Here is a 20,871-nt window from a genome sequence, read left to right as displayed (position 1 = left end):
GTTAGAGTTTTTTGCGGCCTTCAAGCGCGAGCGCCAAAGTATTGCCATCGACGTATTCGAGCTCGCCCCCCATAGGGACACCTTGGGCAATACGACTGACATCAATACCTTTCGGTTTCAAAATCTGGGCAATATAGTGACAGGTGGCTTCACCTTCAACAGTACTGTTGGTGGCAATGATAACCTCCTCAACACCTTGATGGTCACTCAAGGCGTCTAGGCGATCTAGCCCCAGTTCATCCGGACCAATACCATCAATAGGAGATAAGTGCCCCATGAGCACAAAGTAAAGACCATCAAATTGTTTCGTGCTTTCGATAGCAATAACGTCCGCAGGGGTTTCCACAATACACAGTCGTTTATTGTTACGCCCCTCGTCTGCACAAATATGGCAGAGGGTATCTTCAGTCAAGGTTCGACATTGGCTACAACGGCCAACTTTATCCAGAGCATGACGTAATGCTTCGGCCAAACGATCCGCCCCTTGAGAATCACGCTCTAATAAATAGAGCGCCATTTTCTGGGCAGACTTAGGCCCTACACCGGGCAAACAGCGTAGGGATTCGATCAGTTCTTTAATCAATGGGCTGAACAAACGTCAACTCCTAGAATGGCATTTTGAAACCAGGAGGAATCGGCATACCCGCAGTTGCCTCAGACATTTTGTCTTTTGAAGTCGCCTCAATATTACGGACCGCATCATTCATTGCCGCTGCGATCAAGTCTTCTAGCATTTCTTTATCGTCTTCAAATAAAGAGTCATCGATAGAGACACGCTTCACATCATGACGCCCGGTCATGGTGATTTTCACAAGACCAGCACCCGCTTGACCTTCCACTTCCATATTGGCGATTTCTTCTTGGGCTTTTTGCATGTTTTCTTGCATTTTCTGCGCTTGGCGCATCATGTTACCCATTCCACCTTTTAACATAATCTTCTCCAATAAAGGTTTAAGCTTTAACTTTTACAGTATCGTATAACACTTGCCCACCCAATGACTCGGCTAATGCCTTCACCACTGGATGTGCGTTTAAATGGTCAATGGCGGACTGAAGTGCCTCAGCACGTTTGCTGGCCGCAAACTCTTCCGCTGTGACACCATCTACTTCCGCCACCGTATCTATGATCAAGGGCACAGTAGTTGAAAAGAACTCTGACAACTGTGACTGAATTTGTTCATATCGCGTTTGGTTGAGCATGTGCCCGTATTCCAGTGGCACCTGCAACTTAATACCATGCTCGGAGGCATCAACCAACGACGAGTTCATAGCAATATTTTGGACCAATCCGGTTAATTTCAACCTTGGAGCCACTAACCACCAAAGATTCATCGTCATATCTTTAAAGTGAGCAATATCTGGCAGGGGCATCCCTAGCGCTGGCTGAGTCACTGTATCAGCCACCGTCCGAGCGGCCATGGATAAGCTGGACTCATCCACCTCTTCAGGCTCATCATCCACCACAGCCTCAACCAGATGCGCAGCAGTACTAAAAGGATCTTCCGTCTCAGCAATAGCCCTTTCTTCTGCTTCTTCATCAGACTCTTCGTCATCAGAACCATTGTCTTGGGACAACATTTGCGACAAGCGTTCACTTGGGTCAATCCCTGGAGCTCTATCAGAAACAGGCGCCGGTGACTCAGGCTCAGGCTCAGGCTCAGATACGGATTCTGGCTCAGCAACCGCTGGTTCGACAACACTCTCTACTAATGCTTCTTCATGGAAATCAGGTGCAGCTGGCGCGTCTTCCCATGGTGGTCGTTCGCTTTCCGGCAGTGGTTCAGACACACTAGCAACAGGCTGAGCAAGCTCAGGCTCTTGCTCCAAAACAGCCGTTGGCTCTGGGCTAGCCACCAGTTCAGGTTTTTCTGCCAAAGGGGGTTCTGGAGTGAATGATTCAGCCTGGAATGATTCTGCCGTCGGTTGAGCTTCCCCAACGTCTTCGGCACCATAGGGTGTCTCAGAGGTTTCTTTCCCTTGAGGGACTACGGATTCAGCTGTTTTTTTTTCTTCCGTTGGCGCAGGTGGCGCATCATAACTTACGGTCATTTTACCTGCAGGACGGAATGCAATTAAACGCAACATCAGCATTTCAAAACCCGCCTTTGGGGAGTGTGATAAAGGTAAATCACGACGCCCTACCAGCAAGCTCTGGTACATCACTTGAATTTCTTCTGCTGAGACGGTTTGAGCAAGCTGTTTCACTCGCTCCAAGTCACCTATCTGATCCACCAAGACACCTGGCGCTTGCTGCTCGACAGCCACCCGGTGCAGAGTATCCAGCAAGGCACCACAAATAGAGTGAAAGTCTGGCTGGTAATCCGCTAGAGCGTCCACTTTTGCCAAGGTCTCAACAGCATTTTTAGCCGCCACAGATTCTAGTAGAGATAAAATTTGGCTCTGGTTCACCAGCCCTAGCATAGCAGTAACGCTGGACTCAGAAATTTGACCGTCACCAAATGCAATCGCTTGGTCTGTCAAACTCAGGGCATCACGCATACTACCGTTCGCCGCTTGCCCTATTTGCCACAAGGCGGGTTGATCATAGGTTACTTGCTCTGCACCAAGGACCGTTTGCAGGTAGTCAACCACTCTCTGAGCGGACATATTCTTTAGATTGAACTGCAAACAGCGGGACAGAATGGTGACAGGTAGTTTCTGCGGGTCTGTGGTGGCCAACAAAAACTTAACGTGTTCAGGGGGCTCTTCTAATGTTTTCAATAGAGCGTTAAACGAGTGCGTGGAGAGCATGTGCACTTCGTCTATAAGGTAGACCTTGAAACGGCCTCGAGTCGGAGCATATTGAACGTTTTCCAATAGCTCACGGGTATCCTCTACCTTAGTACGGGAAGCCGCATCCACTTCAATCAGATCAACAAATCGCCCTTCCGCTATTTCACGGCAACTGTCACAGGTGCCGCAAGGCTCAGGGGAGATGCCATTAGTCTCACAGTTCAAACATTTGGCAAAGATACGAGCAATGGTGGTCTTACCTACCCCTCGGGTACCGGTAAACAAATAGGCATGGTGCAAACGCTGTTGACGTAGGGCGTTGACCAGCGCCTGCAAGACGTGGTCTTGTCCAGCCATTTCAAGGAAGGTTTGAGGTCGCCATTTTCTTGCGAGTACTTGATAGCTCATGCAGTCTGATCTGGTGAATGATTGAAAGCCGCTTGTGCAGCATTGAATTTTCACGCCGTACCTAAGTACAACGATCTTATGTCGTAATTAACTGAATTCTAAGCTTTTTGAGCAAGAAAAGAAACGCAGCTTTGGCATTTGATTCAATTAGCAAGCCTGCTAACCAAGACCATAAACACAGACAAAAAAGCCAGCACTTAGCTGGCTTTTGGTAAGCATTTAAGTAAATTTAGTCTTTTTTGCCGACAGAACGTTGACGCTCACGCTCAAGCTCTTTTTCGCGACGGTGTTTCTCAACGGCATCCAACACTTCAGCGCCAATATGGGCTTCACCACGCTCTTTCGCTAGCTGCACCTGACGCTCACGCTCTACAAAACGACGACGCTGCTCATCGGTGTACTTATCAAAACAGTGTGGACAGCTTACGCCCTGCTCAAAGCGCTCGTCTTGTTTCTCTTCTTCCGTAATCGGCATACGACACGCATGACACTGGTCATATTCGCCCTTTTCCAATTTATGGTTTACGGACACGCGATTATCAAAAACGAAACACTCACCTTTCCACATGGTTTCTTCTTCAGGCACTTCCTCTAGATACTTAAGGATACCCCCTTCAAGGTGATACACCTCTTCGAAACCTTGCTCTTTTAGGTAAGCTGTAGATTTTTCACAGCGGATCCCCCCCGTACAGAACATGGCGACTTTCTTGTTCTTTTGAGGATCAAGATTCTCTTTTACGTACTGAGGAAATTCACGGAACGTATCGGTTTTAGGGTTTACGGCGTTTTCAAAGGTACCGATTTGGAACTCATAGTCGTTACGTGTATCAACCAACACCACGTCCGGATCAGAAATCAAAGCGTTCCAGTCTTTTGGTTTAACATAGGTACCCACCACTTTACGTGGATCTATGCCCTCAACCCCCATGGTGACGATTTCTTTTTTCAGTTTTACTTTTGTGCGGTAAAACGGCATGTCGTCATCGTATGATTCTTTGTAACCAATATTGTCCAAACCAGGTTGCTCAGCTAACCAAGCCAACATGGTATCGATTCCCTCACGGCTTCCGGCCACCGTACCATTGATGCCCTCTTTCGCCAGCAACAAGGTTCCACGAATACCATTCTCTTCTAGCATAATACGCAGCGGCTCTCGCAAGGCTTCGTATTGATCTAGCTGAACAAATTTATACAGGGCACACACAACAACTTTTGACACGTCTTTCTCCTAATGCTTTCTGGAACGTAAAACCAGAGCCGTTAAAAATGGGGCGCGAATTATAGTGAAAACCACTTAAAAATGCGAATACTATTGGCTTGGATCAATTTGATTTTGGATAGTATTGTTAACCCGAAACCAGCCAGCAATACTGTGTCGAGTTCGCTTCGCTGGCAGCACCTCATGGGGAAACTCTTCACTCAAAAACACCGCTAAACGACCTTTCATAGGAGCAAAGCGCCCCAGCTCACGACAATGATCATGTTCATCAAATAACACCAATTCACCACCATCGCTTTCTTGCCACGCTTCATTCAAATATAGAACGGTAGACAGCACACGGTTACTCTTACCCTTGAACGCATCCAAATGCTTTTCATAAAACGCCCCTTCCTCGTAGCGGGCAAAATGCGCCTCATAATCCCAAAGCCCCAAAATAAGGCGACGATTAAACTCAATTCGCAGGGCCCCCATTGCATCCAAAAAGGCGCTACGGGCTGGGTTTATCGGGTCAATCCAACGAATGTAATCACGGCGACGATCAAGGGCCACTTGAAAATCAGAAGAGCGCCCCACGCCTGCACGATGCATATAGGTGTTATCTAAGTCCGATACATCAGCCATCAAGGCATCCACCATGGCGGGCGAGAAAAAGCCATCTGTGACGCTCCACCCTTTTTGTAGAATGTCCGATACCACTTGATCGAAAGGTGTCTGGGACGTAAAAGGGATGATCGCACTCATTAACGGAACCTTAGTTAGATTGTAAATCGCTGGATGATACTGTAGCGTGCGTCGCCGCACACCCTTTATTGGCAAACAATGACCTAACAATGTACCAATTACGTGACTATCAGCAAGAAGCCGTAGACGCCACACTGCGTCATTTTCGCAAAACTGACGACTCGGCCGTGATCGTATTGCCCACCGGTGCAGGCAAAAGCCTAGTCATCGCCGAGCTGTGCCGCCTTGCCAAACATAAGGTCGTCTGCCTTACACACGTTAAAGAACTGGTTGAACAAAATCATCAGAAACTCACCGCCCTAGGTGTTGATGCGGGCATTTATTCTGCTGGCTTAGGCCGTAAAGACCTAACCAGCAAAATCACCTTCGCCAGCATACAGAGCTTGGCTCGATCCCTCGAAAAACACACAGAGCCATTGTCTTTGCTCATCATCGACGAATGTCATCGAATACCCAAGGAAGACCAAGGCCAATACCATGCGGCCATTGCACACTTTAGGGCACTTAACCCCCATATTAAAATACTAGGGCTCACAGCCACGCCATATCGTTTAGACAGCGGCTGGATCTACCACAAGCACTATTGGGGTTTTTACCGAGAGGTGGACCAGCCTTTCTTTGAACAATGCATTTATGAACTGCCGTTACGCAGACTCGTTAAGTCCGGGTACTTAACGGAGCCCAAAGTATTTGACGCAGCCGTTGCACACTATGATTTTAATCGCCTTCAATCCCAAGCAGAGGACTCAGAAGACCACCAAGAGCAGCAACTAAACGAGCTGGTTAAAAAGCATCCACGGGTGACACAAGCGATCTGTGAGCAGATCATTGAGGTCTCCACAGAGCGCCAAGGGGTGATGATTTTTGCCAGCACCGTTGACCATGCAAAGGAAATATTGGGCTATTTACCTGAGGATGAAGCTGACATAGTGACAGCAGAAACCCCTAGCATAAAACGCAGCCAAATCATTCAGAGCTTCAAACAACAAACCACAAAGTACTTGGTCAATGTTTCCGTTCTCACCACCGGATTTGACGCCCCACATGTAGACGTCATCGCCCTGCTGCGCCCAACGGAATCCATCAGCTTATTCCAACAAATGGTAGGCCGAGGGCTCAGACTATCCCCCAATAAAAACGACTGCCTTGTATTGGATTACACCAATAGCGGTTACGACATCTTTCAACCTGAGATCGGCAGCAAAAAGCCCAACAACCAAAGCCAGCTGGTCCAAGTGGAATGCCCCCAATGCGAGCATCAAAACCTCTTTTGGGGACGAAAAGCGGCGGATGGCAGCCTAATTGAACATTATGGAAGACGTTGTCAGGGAGTTGTCGAAACACTGCATGGAGACGAGCAATGTGACTATCGCTTTGTATTCAAGCGCTGCCCCCATTGTAATGAAGAAAACGACATCGCTGCACGTCACTGCCAACACTGCTCAGAACGACTCATTGACCCAGATGAAATACTCAAAAAGGCGCTCAATTTAAAAGGCCACAAGGTCCAAAGATGCCAAGCAATCAGTGTAAACGTAACAAAAAACCGAATCACGGTGATCTACCATGATGAAAATGGAGAAGAATTAAAACAGCACTTTAATTTTGATTTCCCAAAGCACCGCAATCAGTTTAATAATGAGTTCGCCCGGCGCCTTGCCCAAGGCACACAGCAAGTGACCTTTCATAAAGCTGAAGATGTAACGCCTTTTATTCCCTATCTACCCGCCCCGGATTTTGTCATTGCAGAGCAGGAGAAAAACAAGCATTGGAAAGTAAGCCAACTGCTTTTTGATTATCAAGGTCCCTACAGAAAGGCCAATGAGTTGTGAGAGTCATTACTTGCGAGCGGCGTTTTGATAAGACACTTTAAATGGCAAGTTCAACCTATCAAGGCGCTCTAAAGCTGCTTTGGATGCAAAACTTCCCGTGGGCAGGCACTCCATAAACACCAGCCAAAAATTAGCCACCATGTTTTCAGCAAAAATCATCCCCGTATCACGATCTATATTGACCGCCTCAAACCGGCTTAACAATGCCTCTGTCACAGAGGCCATCTGCTGTTTATGAAAGCCACCCGTTGAAACGCTGTCCAACATGATCAATCGGGTAAATTCGTCATACTTGCCGTAAAAGGTAAATAAGGTAACTGCGATTTGAGACAGGTAATCAGTGGGGGAAGACGTAGGCTGCTGCTGCCCAATACCAGCACTCAGAGCCTCATCCATCTCGTCAAAGAAAATCTCTTTGACCAGATCTAATTTATCGGGAAAGTGGACAAAAAAAGTCCCTACAGCAACACTGGCTAAACGACTGATTTCACGAGTGGTGGTCGCTTCCACCCCTTGCTCCAAAAAGGCCGTTCGCGCGACTCGCTTAATGTTTGCACGGGTGCTGGCTTTTTGCTGTGTTCGACGGTTCACTGAGTCCACTCCTAGACAAGACCTATGAAGTGTATCGAAAACACCAGCAGGATTGAATCAATAATCTCGCCGGATCAATTACGCAAGGTGACACGCATGGGCTCTGGACTTAAACGGGAGGCTAATTCGCCGAGGAATTGCTTGATACGTTCCGCGTTTTCACCATGATCTGACTTGCCCATACGAGAACAGGAGCGCATATCAATTCGCACATCATCCTCTCCCCTAGTAATACGTAATACTACATCATTACGTAGGCCGAAAATCGGGGTACGCGCTGTGGCTTCGATCACACCTGAACCTGGGTACTGAGCCACTAAATCCCAACCTTTCTCACGAGTCAGCGCCAAAGCTTCGATATAGGCTTGCTTGAAGTCCACATTGACAATAAGCGGCTTCACATCTGGATAATATTCCTTCTGGATATCAGCCCACTCATCCTTGTACACCAAGTCATGCTCGGAAGCCTTACGAATAAAGGTCATATTGATGAAGATCGGAGGGTTTTCTGTATCTGTGGTGATGTCGTAGAGATCAGGAAGCTGTGATTTTTGAATGAATACCGCCACCCACATGGCACTGTAAACAAACGAAATGATACCAACCAAGATGAAAAATCGACGACTGGCCGGATTGCACTCTTTGCGGCAAACCGCCATGGAGACAAGCGTTAATACAGTTAGAGCAAGAGCCGCGTAAACGGTTTTTCTTAGCATTGTGAAAGCGGTAACGGGCTCTATAAAGCCAACTCGAACACCTGCAATCGCAACAAAGGCTACACAGCCGACGAGCATCAGCAAAATATATAGCACAGGCGAAATGTAACGACTCATAATTTACTCATAACATACATCAATGAGACAAACCTTAGCGTGCCAGACTGACACTAGATAGAGTGTCATGAAACGTTCTGCTTTGATTCCACCAAATTTGCATATTCTCGCCAGTTTGTTTCTGAATTGTAATAGCCAAGCACCTTCAACAAAGGCAAAATACCCTTTTAATTACATACAAAACACGTCATACCACCATGCCAGAGCAACCTTTTAAGCACCCGCAACATTGTGTCGACCTACTCCGTGAAGAGGCTAAACAAGCCAGCCAGAGAGCTTTTGTTGCTCGCGGCTCAAACACCACTCGATGCCCGTCCTGCCTAATGGCTGCTTTCGCTTGCTTTTGTAACCAGCGTGTAACCAGCCAAAGCAACACCCTATTCACCCTGCTTTATCATTACACTGAGATTCATAAACCTACCAATAGCGGTCGGCTCATTGCAGACCTCTTCCCCAACCAGACCAACGCCCACATATGGTCACGCACAGAGCCGAGTCAGGCGCTACTAGATCAGATAGAAGCACACAAAAAAAATACCATTATTCTTTACCCCGCCACTGAGCAAAGACTTAGCAAGGATCGCCATTTAGAGTCATTAGCAGAACTTGGTGAGCCAAGACATGTGATCGTACTCGATGCCACTTGGCGGCTAGCCAGCAAAATGCTCCATCAAAGCCGCTGGCTTGATGACATTCCCACCTTTGCCATCAATGAAGATGTGCAGCGCACCTTTATGGTCAGACAAGCCAAACATGAACAACAATTCGCCACAGCGGAGGTCGTCGCAATGCTACTTGCTGAAACAGGAGAGCAACAGCAAAGCCAACAACTGGCGGATTATTACCAAGTTTTTAATACACGCAGCGTCATGAGCCGACAGCGAAACCAGCCCCAAAAACCATAAGAGATACGTAACCTTACGGAGCCGTGACACAAGCTCAACATTAATTGACTGCAAAAACTCAGCATTGACCTAAACTCAAATGACAATCAAAAAATTGCCAGCTCGGTGGCTGGCAATCTATGGGTCTCACTATGCTGACAAATTATCTAACGTTTTACGGACAGCTCATAGCTGCCGCGTTCATGCCTGGCTGGTATCAAAAGGAGTTTATCGACACCAAGCATGCAACACATCACGCCCACTATCGTCGTACAACCGAAAAATACAGAGGCCGTAGAAAAATAGTACGAACATTGTGGACAGGGACTGGCATCTTAGTGCTTGCATTCCCTACTCCTCCCATCATGGTAGGCGCATTACTTTTTAGTACCTGCTTGTCGTTTGCCATTTTAGATGAGACAGAGTAACCCTTGGTTAACGCACCAATAGGGATAAACGCCCATTCTCTTTAAATTGAAGGGCTTGTTTTTTCTTGCGCCCAATGAGGACACCGTCACTGTCTAAAAACAAGAACGCCTTCCAGTTGCGACAAAACACACTCCAGGTGGTTTCTAAAACTAGATCAGAGTGGCAGCAAAAATAGATACGGGTATCGTCTCCCCATTGACCGCAAAACTCTAGGGCTTCTTCGGGCATTTCAGGAACATCCGACTCCCAACGCTTTTCCCAATCCACATCCGCCTGAACATTTGTTTTCAGCCATACCTCTTTATCAAATAAATCTGGGTAGAGATAAGTATCCGACACATAGTCTCGCCAGATGTTCGCGCCTGCCGTTTCCGTTAGCAACTGGATACTTGCTCGATCATCTGCCGATACAAAAGGCTCCTCGCGCAAAAACACCCAGTCTTTGCCACTGGCAGATAAAGGTCGATATTGGGACATACACTTCCTAAAGATGAAAAAAAATAACCTATTTAGTGAAAAACCATCGTTTGTGACCCTAGATCAAAACGAATATCCTGTAATTGTTGTAATAAAACAACATTTTTAAATTTGAAATAACCTAACTTAGGAGATCAACATGAACTCACCTGAACAATACGCAGCCTTATCGAATGCTCGTTACTCTGGTACAACTCGTCGCACTATGGACTCTCAAGAGCAATACGAAGCATTGCTTTCTAGCTGGGGATTTGACTCCAAAAAGACTGCCAAGCCGAACCCACTTAAGCCTGTTGCGATGCACGTTTACAAGCTTTTGAAGAAAACCATCAAAACATCATTCGATACAGTAACGGCTACAGCTCCGGTTGCAAAATCTCAATTGTAATCGGTCTGAGATAGCCCACCTGAATATCCATTAACACAATCATTATTTCTTACTTCATTGCTGGGGAGAAAAACAACAACACCCCCTCCCTTTCCTCTTCCATCCTCGTTACACTGTAATTCAATTACAAAAAACCATGTTCGATGGAGACGAAATGCCTTACCAATACGATGCCATTTTATTCGATTGTGATGGAGTCATAGTCGATACAGAAACCCTATCTTCTAGCATTCTCAAACGCCGCCTAAAAGAACTGGGGCTTGAGCTAGACGACCATACAATGCACACACAGTTTGCGGGCTTCACCACCCAAGACAATCTTACCCTTGCCGCAGAGATGCTTGGCCGACCACTCCCCGATGACTTTCTCACCAACTATCGCAAAGAGTTCGACGACACAGTTAAAGCCACCCTTGAGCCCATTGAAGGTGTGCGCGAGTTACTCGCCGCGATTAAATGCCCAATCGCCATGGCAACCAACGCCCAGCGCAGAGAGATGGAGATCAAGCTAGACATTATTGGTCTTAAAGAACGCTTTGCCACACGTTTTGCGGTGGATGACGTTAATCAGGGCAAACCAGCGCCGGACTTATACCTTAAAGCTGCCCAAGCACTAGGGGTCGCCCCCAACCGCTGTATTGTGATTGAAGATTCCATCGCAGGAATTCAAGCCGGCAAAGCATCTGGCGCAACAGTCTTAGCTTACAGCGCAGTGCTGGATCGTGACGCCCAGTTAAAAGCAGGCGCCACAGATACTTTCGCTTCAATGAACGAACTGATGTCCCTACTTGGACTCCATTGACATCAACTGCTTCAAAAGACTTCTAGGCAGATCTTTTATGGTCAACGCCCCAGTGTCCGGATCAAATTCAATCGAGTCGCCTAGCAGCTCAGTATCAAAGCTTAATGTTAGGGAACGGTTAGAGCCGGATGCTCGGGTTAGCTTCTTTAAAGCAGCCTTTTCAACAAAAATCTCTTTCTCAACCTGAAAGGCATCCGATTCTGCAATTTCTAAAAACTTAGAGGCTTGCTCTGGCGAGAAACGTGACTCAATTTGTCGGGCAATATCACCCAATTCAAGAGGCTCACGCTCCTCTGCCTTTTCCATACACTGTTCGGCGACCGCCTTTTTAAACTCGTTAGCGGTTTTAGAAGGCATGGATTGAGACTGACAAAACGCAGAGGCCGCCTCTACCAGTTTACGTGTTTCTTTTGCTGCCACTTTTGGCTCATCACAACCAATAAACTGTGTGAAATATTCGCTTTCCCATTTAGGCGCCTTACCAAAACGGAACGCAATATAACGGGTATCGTCTCGATCATGGTAAGCAGAAAGATTAACCCGCATAGCCATGTGTAATTTATCTGTTTCCAGCTGATTCACCTGAGCAAAACTCAAGTCTTCGCCCAGGGTGATACCAGACTTACGCTTCAACAGAACAATAAATAGGAAGTGGGATCCACCCAATTCATAGTGGTTAAACCAAAGCAAACCACCTTCTGCTTCAGATACAGGCTCTAGAAAGCGTACATACTCCGCAGCACACGCCTTACTAAAAGCAGAAAAATCATCAAAGGCCTCACCGGAAAAATGCTTATGAAGCAAAGCCGGAAGCTTACTTCCTTCTTCGCTGCCTTCCGGATTACTAAATTGCCCAGTATTCATACCGGAGCGATTAAACAGATGCGTTACTTTCGCCGCTAACTGCTCCGCTTCATCGTCGATTGGGTTTTCGTCTGGGCGCGCAACTAACAGCGCTTTCGACTCCCCTTCCTTCTTTTGCACTTCATGGACGATCAAATTGACAATAGACACTAGCGACCTCTTGGGATTAGTATGGATGGTTTGTGACATTTATACGACTGTCTCAAACGAGGTATCAGACGTAACCCTATGACAAAATCAACGAAATCTAAGGCACAAACCCGAAAAGAGATAGAATCCCAAATCGAAAACTTCATTCGCAAAAAAGGCGAAATCGAACAAGTCGAAATGGGTAAATCTGGCTTACAAGATGGCAAGTATAACACGAGCCACATAGGGTTTATCGAGCCTAAAAAAGACAGAACACCACTAAATCATGTGGTGGCAGCCATTCAGCAAAGAAAAGCGGATAAAAAAGCCCCTACCCCGGCTATCAACAAGCCACGCCAACCAAAAAAGAAAGTGATTTACGACGATTTTGGTGAGCCCATTCGTTACGTATGGGAAGATTAAGGAAAGTCCTCGTAACTCAGTGAAACTCTTTTGCGACTACTTACGTGTTTATCTACCATAGAGGCGAAATTAGCTATGGAGAGAGCAATGAGCATTCGTTATTTACACGCTATGATTCGCACCGCCAACCCTGAAGCCAGTCACGAGTTTTACACCAAAGGCTTAGGTTTAGTGCAAACTCGCCGATATGACAGTGAGAAAGGCCAGTTCTCATTGATCTATTACGCCTCAGAACAAGGTGCGCCAGAAGTAGAGCTGACCCATAACTGGGACGACCGCACTTACTCTGGTGGCGACCAATTTGGCCACTTGGCATTTGAAGTGGATGATATCTATGGTGTTTGTGAAAACCTCCAATCAATGGGAGTCACTATTTTACGCCCACCACGGGATGGCCACATGGCCTTTATTAAAGATCCAAATGGCATTTCAATTGAGTTGTTACAAAAAGGCGACTCATTAGAGGCCCAAGAACCTTGGGCATCCATGGAAAATGTAGGAAGTTGGTAAGGAATTAACATTTCGTAACAAAAAGACGCCCCCATTGTTCGAACGCTACAAAACCTAACTGGTATATAGCGCGAGGGCGTCTTTTAATATAAATGGATAAACAACGGCTGGTTAAATGATGATATTGACGTTAACTAAAAAAGGATTAATTACTTTGACAGCGCTGGCAGGGATTTCCTCTCAAGCGTTTTCTGGTGCCCTTTACAATACGGATATGTCTCAGCAGTTGTCAGATTCAGACAAGGATGGTGTTATTAACGCTAGGGATTTGTGTCCTAATACTCAAGTCGGCGCAATGGTAGATAACGATGGCTGTTCAGAGCAAAGCTCTAAGCTGTTATCACTGGACCTTAAAATTCTGTTTGACTCTGGCAAAGCAGAGGTAAAACCACGCTATTTCAGTGAAGTTAAGAAGCTTGCTGACTTTCTTAAAGCTAACCCAGATTCGTCGGTAGTAGTTGAAGGTCACACTGATGACGTGGGCAACGATGATTACAATTTGAACCTATCTCAACAGCGCGCGGATTCCATTGCAGATGTTCTCGTTAACCGATTTGGGATTAAAAGCAGCCGCGTAAAAGGCATCGGTTACGGCGAAAGCAAACCTGTAGCGTCTAATGACACAGCGATAGGAAGAGAGGCTAACCGCCGCGTGGTTGGTGAAGTCTTTGCTCGACAAACTGCCGATGTGAAACGCTGGAACATCTACAGTGTCGACTCAGATCGCAGCCTGTTTTCAGGGCGCTAATTCGATTCTCTAAAATCACCCAAAAAAAAACGCCAGATTCTATCTGGCGTTTTTTTACCTAATACTCAGTCAAAAAGTCACTTGCCTTGATGAAGCATGTCGTCCACCACTTCTTGCTCTTCGTGTAAATCATTTACCATGTCAGCCTTTGGCAAGATCAGGTTCAAGAAAATAGCCACAACACCACACAAGCTTACGCCTTGTAAGTGGAAACCATTGGCACCAATCACCATACCACCAATACCAAACACCAAAGTAACAGCAACAATAACAAGGTTACGTTGAGCGCTCAGATCCACTCGTGCTTTGATCATAATATTCATGCCCACTCCTGCAATGGAGCCGAACAACAGAATCATGATACCACCCATAACTGGCGTGGGAATGGTTTGCAAAAATGCACCAAACTTAGCGATAAAGGCCAATGCTACGGCAAATACCGCCGCCCAAGTCATCACCACAGGATTGAATACTTTTGTCAGTACTACAGCACCGGTCACTTCAGAGTATGTGGTGTTTGGCGGCCCACCGAACAATGACGCAGCAGAAGTAGCCAAACCATCACCCAACAGGGTGCGATGCAGACCAGGCTTTTGCACATAATCTTTCCCCGTAACACTGCTAATCGCCAACACATCTCCGACGTGCTCGATAGCTGGTGCAATCGCTACAGGCACCATGAATAAAATCGCCGCCCAATGGAACTCTGGCATAATGAACCCTGGTGGAGAGATCCATCCACTGTTCGTAATAGCACTGTGATCTACCATCCCCATCACTTCCGCAATCAGGTAGCCCACTGCCACACCAGAAATAATAGGTACTAGGCGAAACACACCTTTAGCGTAAGTCGCTACCAACAAGGTCGTCAGCAAAGCTGGCATGGACACCAATAGCGCATCCGTGTAGGAAAACAGCTCAGCAGAGCCATCGCCCGTTTTGCCTAATGCCATATTGACGGCAACGGGTGCCAACCCCAGACCAATCACCATGATGATCGGCCCTGTCACCACAGGAGGAAGCAAGCGATGCAGAAAGCCAGGTCCACGTAATGCCACTAAAATAGACAATGCTACGTATACCAAGCCTGCACAGAATAACGCCCCCATGGTGGCTGCTTGCCCCCAAGTTTCTACTGCAAAAATAATCGGGGCAATAAATGCAAAAGAAGACCCTAAAAATACGGGTATGGAGCGTTTAGTACATAATTGAAAGATCAAAGTACCTAGACCTGCAGTAAACAGGGCAACGCTTGGATCTAGGCCAGTGATCAAAGGCACTAACACTAGGGAGCCAAATGCCACAAACAGCATCTGTGCACCCGCTAAAATCACTTTCCATCCAGAAAGCGTATTTTCTTGCGAAATCGTCTGTTGAGTATTCATAGTTTAATGAGTCTTATGAGTTATTTTGTACCGAAGATTTTGTCACCTGCATCGCCCAATCCCGGCACGATGTAGCCCTGCTCGTTAAGATGGCTATCAATAGACGCGGTATAAATGTCCACATCTGGGTGTGCTTCTTGGACTTTTTTAATGCCTTCAGGCGCCGCAACCAACACCAATGCGCGTATTGTTGTACAACCATGCTTTTTAAGCAGGTCGATGGTTGCAATCATCGAGCCACCTGTGGCCAACATAGGATCAACGACAAGAGACATACGTTGGTCAATATCGCTCGCAAGTTTGTCAAAGTAGCTCACAGGCTCAAATGTCTCTTCGTCCCGATACAGGCCCACAACACTGATTTTCGCGCTTGGGATTAGCTCTAAAACCCCATCAAGCATGCCAAGACCTGCACGCAAAATAGGCACAACAGTGATCTTTTTGCCTCGTATGCGTTCACAAGTGACAGAACCACACCAGCCATCCTGTTGATATTCTTCAAGTTCTAAATCTTTGGTGGCCTCATAAGTAAGTAGATTGCCTACTTCCGAAGCTAATAGACGAAAGCCACGCGTACTCATTTTTTGATTACGCATTAAGCCTAGTTTGTGGCGAACTAATGGATGACGGATTTCATAAACACTCATGGCGGGCCCCTATTCTAGCTCTGTTCCTGACTAAATGGTTATTTTCGCACAGATACTGTAAAGAGGCGACGCCAGATGGCCTAATTTTTGCTAACTAAATCAATAATTATGAGATTTCTACCTGATATCGGAAGGTTTCTGCCGAGCCTTTCGAGATGCGGTATTCTAGTGGGGATTTATCGTAGCCATAGGCGACTCGCTCGATCACAGCAACGGGAGACGTTGCCCTGATTTCCAATGCCCGGGCCACATCCACACCCGCAGTTTCAATCGTCAATGTTTCCGTCGCGGAAGCCACCAACTGGCCACACTCTTTCTCATAGAATGGATAAAGCAGATTTTCAAAAGACTCTGTTGGCATCTGTTCCAAGCTTTTAAAAAGCTGTCTTGGTAACCAAATTTCTTCAGCAAGCACCACACGACTGTCCAACACCCGAGTGCGTCGTAAGTGAATCGCTAACTCCCCCACTTTCAGATTCAGAGCAGCCGCAGCGGCTTCGGGTAGCGGTAGTACATTATTAGATTGAACACGCCCCTCCGGTACTCGCTGATTATCCAAAGAAGTCTGTCTAAAAAAGCGAAACAAGGAGTCATTGAAGTTCGGACGCTTTACAAAGGTCCCCCGCCCCTGACTACGATACAGCAGCCCATCAACCACTAGGGTATCCACAGCTTTACGAATGGTGCCAATGGCCACGTCATAGCGTTTGGTAAGCTCCGCTTCGGTAGGAATTGTCGTATCAGGCAACCAGACGCCTTCACGAATATTATCCATAATCTCATCCCTAACTTGCTGATAAAGCGGCAAACGCTCATCTCTTCCTTTTTTAAACTGCGCCATGTGCGTTCCTCTTTTTGTCATCTGGCTATTCTAAAGCGGCTTTCTGTAAGCGTCTATGCAAGGAATTGACGAAGATCTAATTGATACATATACTCATCAATACATATAAACATATATATGAATATATGTTGCTGACATGATAACCATAAGTACATAGGCAACGACTGCAAATGAAAGACTCAAGTGGTAATCCAATTACTGGCGTGGATACGCACGCACACATCTTTTCAACTGACCTTCCGCTTACCCGAGAGCGCCGCTATGCGCCTAGCTACAACGCCACAGTTGATGAATACCTAGGACATTTAGAAGCTCACAACCTTTCCCACGGGGTGCTCGTTCAGCCGAGTTTTCTGGGCACAGATAACGACTACATCGCAGCTGCTATCGCAAAACATCCGACAAAACTTCGTGGTATTGCCGTGGTGGACCCTGCTATCAGTGATGATGAACTGGATGCTCTAAACGAAGCCGGCATGGTAGGTATCCGTCTTAATCTGATCCAAAAGCCTTTAGAGGATTATGCGTCGCCATCTTGGCAGTCCTTCTTCAAAAAAGTGGCCGCGCGCAATTGGAGTGTTGAGATTCAGCGAGAGATTGACGACCTAGCAGATTTTCTACCAAGCATTCTTGAGTCCGGCGTTGAAGTGGTTGTCGATCACTTTGCCAAAACCAAACAAATCATCGATCCAAGTATTGCCAGCCACGAGCGGTTTTTAAATCTATTGAGCCAAGCGCCCGTTTGGACAAAAATCTCCGCCGCCTACCGATGCAATGCCAACTTGGAGAACTCAATTATGTCTTTAAATGCACTGCGCAGTGCTTACGGTCACTCAGAGCGTTTGCTTTGGGGGAGCGATTGGCCGCACACACAATTTGAAGACCGCACTGGCTATCAAGATCAATACGAATTTATGACTCGTTTATTGGCGGATAGCGAAGAAAGGGACACGATTTTAATTCTTAACCCCAAGCAATTGTTCAACTTTTAAAGCATCCTTAACAACAATAAAAAGGAAAAAACTATGATGAGTTTACTCGTGGTAGGCGCTATTTTGCTGTCTATTATCTTGGGTTACAAAACCCGCATTAACATCGGCCTGTTTGCGATTGCCTTTGCATACTTGATTGGTTGTTTTGGCTTAGGTCTAAGCCCTAACGACGTCATTAAGATGTGGCCCCTGAAGATTTTCTTTATCATCTTTGCTGTGTCACTGTTTTACAGCTTCGCGATCATTAATGGCACCTTAGAGAAACTAGCGGAACAACTGATGTATCGCTGTCGTCGAGTGCCTCACTTGATGCCTTATGCCATTTTCTTAACAACCACTTTTATCTCTGCATTAGGTGCAGGTTACTACACCGTACTGGCCTTCATGGCTCCGATTACCCTTCTGCTATGCCAGCGCACAGGAATGAGCACTGTATTAGGCGCCATGTCAGTGGGTTACGGTGCACTGACAGGTGCGAACTTTATGGCGAGCCAGAGTGGCATTATCTTCCGCAGCATCATGGTCAATGCGGGGATTACCGAAAACCAAGCCTTCATCAACTCCATCAGTATTTTCGTAAGTACCGCTATCATCCCGCTGGTGGTGATCTCGATCTTTGTTTTCTTTACGGGTCACCGTAAGAGCATGTCCGCTAGCACAGATCAAATTGAAGCTCCGGCTCCCCTTAACAAAGAACAGCGCCAAACCTTATGGTTAACCCTAATCATGATGCTATTGGTATTAGCCGCTCCGATTGCGAATTTATTGTTCCCAGACAACGGCACAGTGTCTTTCATTAACAGCAAAATGAACATTGGCCTAATCGCCAGCGTCTTCTCCGTGATTGCTTTGTTAATGAAGTTAGGGGATGAGCGTAAAGCCATTGCCAGTGTACCTTGGCCAACACTGATCATGATTTGTGGTGTAGGCATGTTGATCTCTGTTGCCATTAAAGCCGGCACTATTGATGCCCTAGCATCGTGGATGGGCAGCTCTATCCCAAGCGTGCTTGTTCCTGTTGTGATTGGCGTTGTGGCGGCATTTATGTCCTTGTTTGCTAGTACTTTAGGGGTGGTCACACCTGCTCTATTCCCTATCGTACCCTCTCTTGCACAAAACCTAGCACTTGATCCTATGATGCTGTTCATCTGCATCGTGGTCGGCGCACAAGCCACCGCTATTTCACCTTTCTCTTCTGGCGGCAGCTTGATCTTAGGTGCATGCCCTAACGAAGAGACCCGAGCTAAGTTATTCCCACAGTTGCTGTTCCGCGCTGCCCCATTAGGCTTTGCCGCCGCATTACTGTTCAACCTGTTAATTACCTTTGTCTTGTAACCCCCTCAAGTTGCAAAGGTCTTTTAATACACAAACGGCGCTCTAAGAGCGCTGTTTTTATTCGAATCAAAAAAAGCTCAGTCCCTAGGGACTGAGCTTTTTTAGCAACTTACTGCAACTGATCAAGACCTTACTTTTGCAGGATTTGCGGGTTTTTAAGCCACTTAATCAACGTAAAACTACAGCATAAAATAATCACCGTAGCTGGCAGTCCGCCCAAGTTAGACAAGGATTTAACCCCTGCCACACCGACAGTACTCACCATGATCCAAGCCACTAAGCCAATAATCGTCCCCCAAAGGACTTTAATTGGCATGCCCGCACCCTCTTGAGAATCCGCATTGAAGTTCTTCACACACAGGTCGCCAATCGCATCTGTACTGGAGTCTGCTGCCGTCACATAAGAAATAAAGGCGATGAATACCAAGATCAGAGACGTGATGCCTCCCAATGGCAGCTCCCCAAAGATATGGTAAAGCAGTTGTTCAATCCCCCCTTCGTTCAGTACGGCGTACAAACCACCTTCACTGTTCTGATCCATGAAAATGGCCGCACCGGAGAAGACCGAGATCCATAGCAAAACAAACAAGCTAGGGAACAAAACATTCACCTGAATAAACTCGCGTACCGTGTAGCCCCGAGCAATCTTACCTAGGAACATAGCCGTAATCGGCGCCCAAGCAAACCAAACAGCCCAGTAGAACACGCTCCACCATTGTGGCCATGGATCACCAGCGGCTTGCCCCGTAAACAGGCTCAAACGGAAGAAGTTCTGCAAGAATGCTCCCAAACCTTCCACACCAATGCCCAGCATGTACAAGGTCGGACCAAAAACAAGAGTGAACACAAATAGGCCAATCAACAGCCAGAAGTTCACCATCGACAGACGTGCGATACCTTTGATTAAACCACTGGCCGCAGACAAGACAAAGGTCGCGACTATGATGGCAATGATCACACCCAAAGTGATTGGGCCACGCTCAATCGGTAGATATTGGCTCGCACCACCCACTAAGGTCAGAGCACCTGTCCCGAGAGAAGACGCCATACCAACCACTAATGAGTACAATGCTAAGGCGTCAATCACGCTTCCCATACGCCCTTCCACATACTTACCAAACACCGGACGTAAGGAGCTACTGATGGAGTACGGTAGTTTTAGGTTGTGAAATGCCAGGGCGAAGATCAGCGCAGGCACGGCATAGATAGAATATGGCGTAGGACCCCAGTGCAAAAACATGGCAGAAAAAGCAAACAACACAGCATTCGGTGAATTTGGCTCAATGCCTAAACTCTCTGGTGGCGAATACAAATGATACAAAGGCTCCGCTGTTGTCCAAAACAACACCCCTACCGCCAACGTCGTACACAGTACAATCATGAACCAGCGAGATTTTTTCAGCTTAGGTTGTGCCTTCTCACCCCCGATCCGAATATCACCCAATTTTGAGAAATAGGTAATCAAGATCAGTACCAATAAATAAAAGCTGCCTAAACTAAACAACCAAGAGAAATGCTCCAATACAAAGCCATTAGCAATGCCCGTGTATTCTGTAAACAGCTCTAGATCCACCAAACTGAACAGCAAAGCGCCAACCAAAATAATGAAGGTTGGAAAAAAGACCAAAGGTCTTAATGAATTCAACATGAGACTATA

Annotated in this window: 23 protein-coding genes; 10 read left to right on the top strand and 13 right to left on the bottom strand. The window is 46.7% G+C overall.

From position 1 onward, the window contains the following. Position 1 precedes the first annotated feature (1 nt). From recR to ACFQ45_RS09480, 5 genes are all read right to left on the bottom strand, one after another. The gene (recR, locus tag ACFQ45_RS09500) at positions 2–595 is read right to left on the bottom strand and encodes a recombination mediator RecR (protein WP_377367026.1); all 594 of its coding nucleotides are present in this window, start codon (positions 593–595) and stop codon (positions 2–4) included. Positions 596–605: 10 nt separating this feature from the next. Next, positions 606–932 carry a YbaB/EbfC family nucleoid-associated protein gene (locus tag ACFQ45_RS09495; protein WP_377367024.1) on the bottom strand — a complete coding sequence of 109 codons (327 nt, stop codon included), beginning with the start codon at positions 930–932 and terminating at the stop codon, positions 606–608. A gap of 19 nt (positions 933–951) precedes the next feature. Beyond that, entirely contained in the window at positions 952–3,141 is a 2,190-nt protein-coding gene (gene dnaX / locus ACFQ45_RS09490) for a DNA polymerase III subunit gamma/tau (protein WP_377367022.1), read from the bottom strand. Between the two features lie 229 nt (positions 3,142–3,370). Then, positions 3,371–4,360, bottom strand: a complete 990-nt coding sequence (gene trhO / locus ACFQ45_RS09485) for an oxygen-dependent tRNA uridine(34) hydroxylase TrhO (protein ID WP_377367020.1) — start codon at positions 4,358–4,360, stop codon at positions 3,371–3,373. 90 nt (positions 4,361–4,450) lie between these two features. Further along, complete coding sequence (locus tag ACFQ45_RS09480) at positions 4,451–5,104, bottom strand: 2OG-Fe(II) oxygenase (RefSeq protein ID WP_377367018.1); 654 nt, start codon at positions 5,102–5,104, stop codon at positions 4,451–4,453. Positions 5,105–5,193: 89 nt separating this feature from the next. Between ACFQ45_RS09480 and ACFQ45_RS09475 the strand changes: the two genes are divergently transcribed. Further along, positions 5,194–6,936 carry a DEAD/DEAH box helicase gene (locus ACFQ45_RS09475; protein ID WP_377367016.1) on the top strand — a complete coding sequence of 581 codons (1,743 nt, stop codon included), beginning with the start codon at positions 5,194–5,196 and terminating at the stop codon, positions 6,934–6,936. 6 nt (positions 6,937–6,942) lie between these two features. Here the strand turns inward: ACFQ45_RS09475 and ACFQ45_RS09470 are convergent, their stop codons facing one another. Then, entirely contained in the window at positions 6,943–7,527 is a 585-nt protein-coding gene (locus ACFQ45_RS09470; RefSeq protein WP_377367014.1) for a TetR/AcrR family transcriptional regulator, read from the bottom strand. 74 nt (positions 7,528–7,601) lie between these two features. Then, the gene (locus tag ACFQ45_RS09465) at positions 7,602–8,360 is read right to left on the bottom strand and encodes a DUF1499 domain-containing protein (RefSeq protein WP_377367012.1); all 759 of its coding nucleotides are present in this window, start codon (positions 8,358–8,360) and stop codon (positions 7,602–7,604) included. Positions 8,361–8,557: 197 nt separating this feature from the next. On the opposite strand from ACFQ45_RS09465, the gene ACFQ45_RS09460 reads away from it, so the two are divergent. Beyond that, the gene (locus tag ACFQ45_RS09460; RefSeq protein ID WP_377367010.1) at positions 8,558–9,265 is read left to right on the top strand and encodes a tRNA-uridine aminocarboxypropyltransferase; all 708 of its coding nucleotides are present in this window, start codon (positions 8,558–8,560) and stop codon (positions 9,263–9,265) included. Between the two features lie 131 nt (positions 9,266–9,396). Continuing rightward, positions 9,397–9,672 carry a hypothetical protein gene (locus ACFQ45_RS09455; protein WP_377367008.1) on the top strand — a complete coding sequence of 92 codons (276 nt, stop codon included), beginning with the start codon at positions 9,397–9,399 and terminating at the stop codon, positions 9,670–9,672. Positions 9,673–9,679: 7 nt separating this feature from the next. On the opposite strand, the gene ACFQ45_RS09450 is transcribed toward ACFQ45_RS09455, so the two are convergent. Beyond that, entirely contained in the window at positions 9,680–10,150 is a 471-nt protein-coding gene (locus ACFQ45_RS09450; protein ID WP_377367006.1) for a DUF2947 family protein, read from the bottom strand. A gap of 139 nt (positions 10,151–10,289) precedes the next feature. Here ACFQ45_RS09450 and ACFQ45_RS09445 point away from each other — a divergent pair, with 139 nt between their 5' ends. Further along, positions 10,290–10,538: a hypothetical protein gene (locus ACFQ45_RS09445; protein ID WP_377367004.1), complete on the top strand. Its 249-nt coding sequence runs from the start codon at positions 10,290–10,292 to the stop codon at positions 10,536–10,538. Between the two features lie 154 nt (positions 10,539–10,692). Continuing rightward, positions 10,693–11,340 (top strand): HAD family hydrolase, encoded by a 648-nt coding sequence (locus ACFQ45_RS09440; protein ID WP_377367002.1) that lies wholly within the window; start codon positions 10,693–10,695, stop codon positions 11,338–11,340. Here the strand turns inward: ACFQ45_RS09440 and ACFQ45_RS09435 are convergent. Further along, positions 11,323–12,354 carry a nucleoid-associated protein gene (locus tag ACFQ45_RS09435; RefSeq protein WP_377367000.1) on the bottom strand — a complete coding sequence of 344 codons (1,032 nt, stop codon included), beginning with the start codon at positions 12,352–12,354 and terminating at the stop codon, positions 11,323–11,325. The two genes, ACFQ45_RS09440 and ACFQ45_RS09435, sit on opposite strands and share 18 nt — an antisense overlap. Positions 12,355–12,432: 78 nt before the next feature. Here ACFQ45_RS09435 and ACFQ45_RS09430 point away from each other — a divergent pair, with 78 nt between their 5' ends. The 3 genes from ACFQ45_RS09430 to ACFQ45_RS09420 all read left to right on the top strand — a co-directional run bounded on the left by ACFQ45_RS09430 (position 12,433) and on the right by ACFQ45_RS09420 (position 14,014). Then, a complete protein-coding gene (locus ACFQ45_RS09430; RefSeq protein ID WP_377366999.1) occupies positions 12,433–12,756 on the top strand; it encodes a hypothetical protein in 324 nt (107 codons plus the stop codon). A gap of 93 nt (positions 12,757–12,849) precedes the next feature. Then, positions 12,850–13,266, top strand: a complete 417-nt coding sequence (locus ACFQ45_RS09425) for a VOC family protein (protein WP_377367565.1) — start codon at positions 12,850–12,852, stop codon at positions 13,264–13,266. A gap of 154 nt (positions 13,267–13,420) precedes the next feature. Then, positions 13,421–14,014 (top strand): OmpA family protein, encoded by a 594-nt coding sequence (locus ACFQ45_RS09420; protein WP_377366997.1) that lies wholly within the window; start codon positions 13,421–13,423, stop codon positions 14,012–14,014. Positions 14,015–14,091: 77 nt separating this feature from the next. Here the strand turns inward: ACFQ45_RS09420 and ACFQ45_RS09415 are convergent, their stop codons facing one another. From ACFQ45_RS09415 to ACFQ45_RS09405, 3 genes are all read right to left on the bottom strand, one after another. Continuing rightward, a complete protein-coding gene (locus ACFQ45_RS09415) occupies positions 14,092–15,399 on the bottom strand; it encodes a uracil-xanthine permease family protein (protein ID WP_377366995.1) in 1,308 nt (435 codons plus the stop codon). Positions 15,400–15,419: 20 nt separating this feature from the next. Next, positions 15,420–16,046: a uracil phosphoribosyltransferase gene (upp, locus tag ACFQ45_RS09410; RefSeq protein ID WP_377366993.1), complete on the bottom strand. Its 627-nt coding sequence runs from the start codon at positions 16,044–16,046 to the stop codon at positions 15,420–15,422. 106 nt (positions 16,047–16,152) lie between these two features. Beyond that, positions 16,153–16,887 carry a GntR family transcriptional regulator gene (locus tag ACFQ45_RS09405; RefSeq protein ID WP_377366991.1) on the bottom strand — a complete coding sequence of 245 codons (735 nt, stop codon included), beginning with the start codon at positions 16,885–16,887 and terminating at the stop codon, positions 16,153–16,155. Between the two features lie 170 nt (positions 16,888–17,057). On the opposite strand from ACFQ45_RS09405, the gene ACFQ45_RS09400 reads away from it, so the two are divergent. Both ACFQ45_RS09400 and ACFQ45_RS09395 read left to right on the top strand, forming a co-directional pair. Then, positions 17,058–17,879, top strand: a complete 822-nt coding sequence (locus tag ACFQ45_RS09400; RefSeq protein ID WP_377366989.1) for an amidohydrolase family protein — start codon at positions 17,058–17,060, stop codon at positions 17,877–17,879. A gap of 33 nt (positions 17,880–17,912) precedes the next feature. Further along, complete coding sequence (locus ACFQ45_RS09395; protein WP_377366987.1) at positions 17,913–19,214, top strand: SLC13 family permease; 1,302 nt, start codon at positions 17,913–17,915, stop codon at positions 19,212–19,214. Between the two features lie 130 nt (positions 19,215–19,344). Here the strand turns inward: ACFQ45_RS09395 and ACFQ45_RS09390 are convergent, their stop codons facing one another. After that, entirely contained in the window at positions 19,345–20,862 is a 1,518-nt protein-coding gene (locus ACFQ45_RS09390) for a BCCT family transporter (RefSeq protein ID WP_377366985.1), read from the bottom strand. Between the last annotated feature and the right edge of the window lie 9 nt (positions 20,863–20,871).

It is taken from the genome of Rhodanobacter aciditrophus (genome assembly GCF_042679525.1).
Taxonomy (GTDB): domain Bacteria; phylum Pseudomonadota; class Gammaproteobacteria; order Pseudomonadales; family Marinomonadaceae; genus Marinomonas; species Marinomonas aciditrophus.
This window is presented reverse-complemented; position numbering and strand designations above follow the sequence as displayed.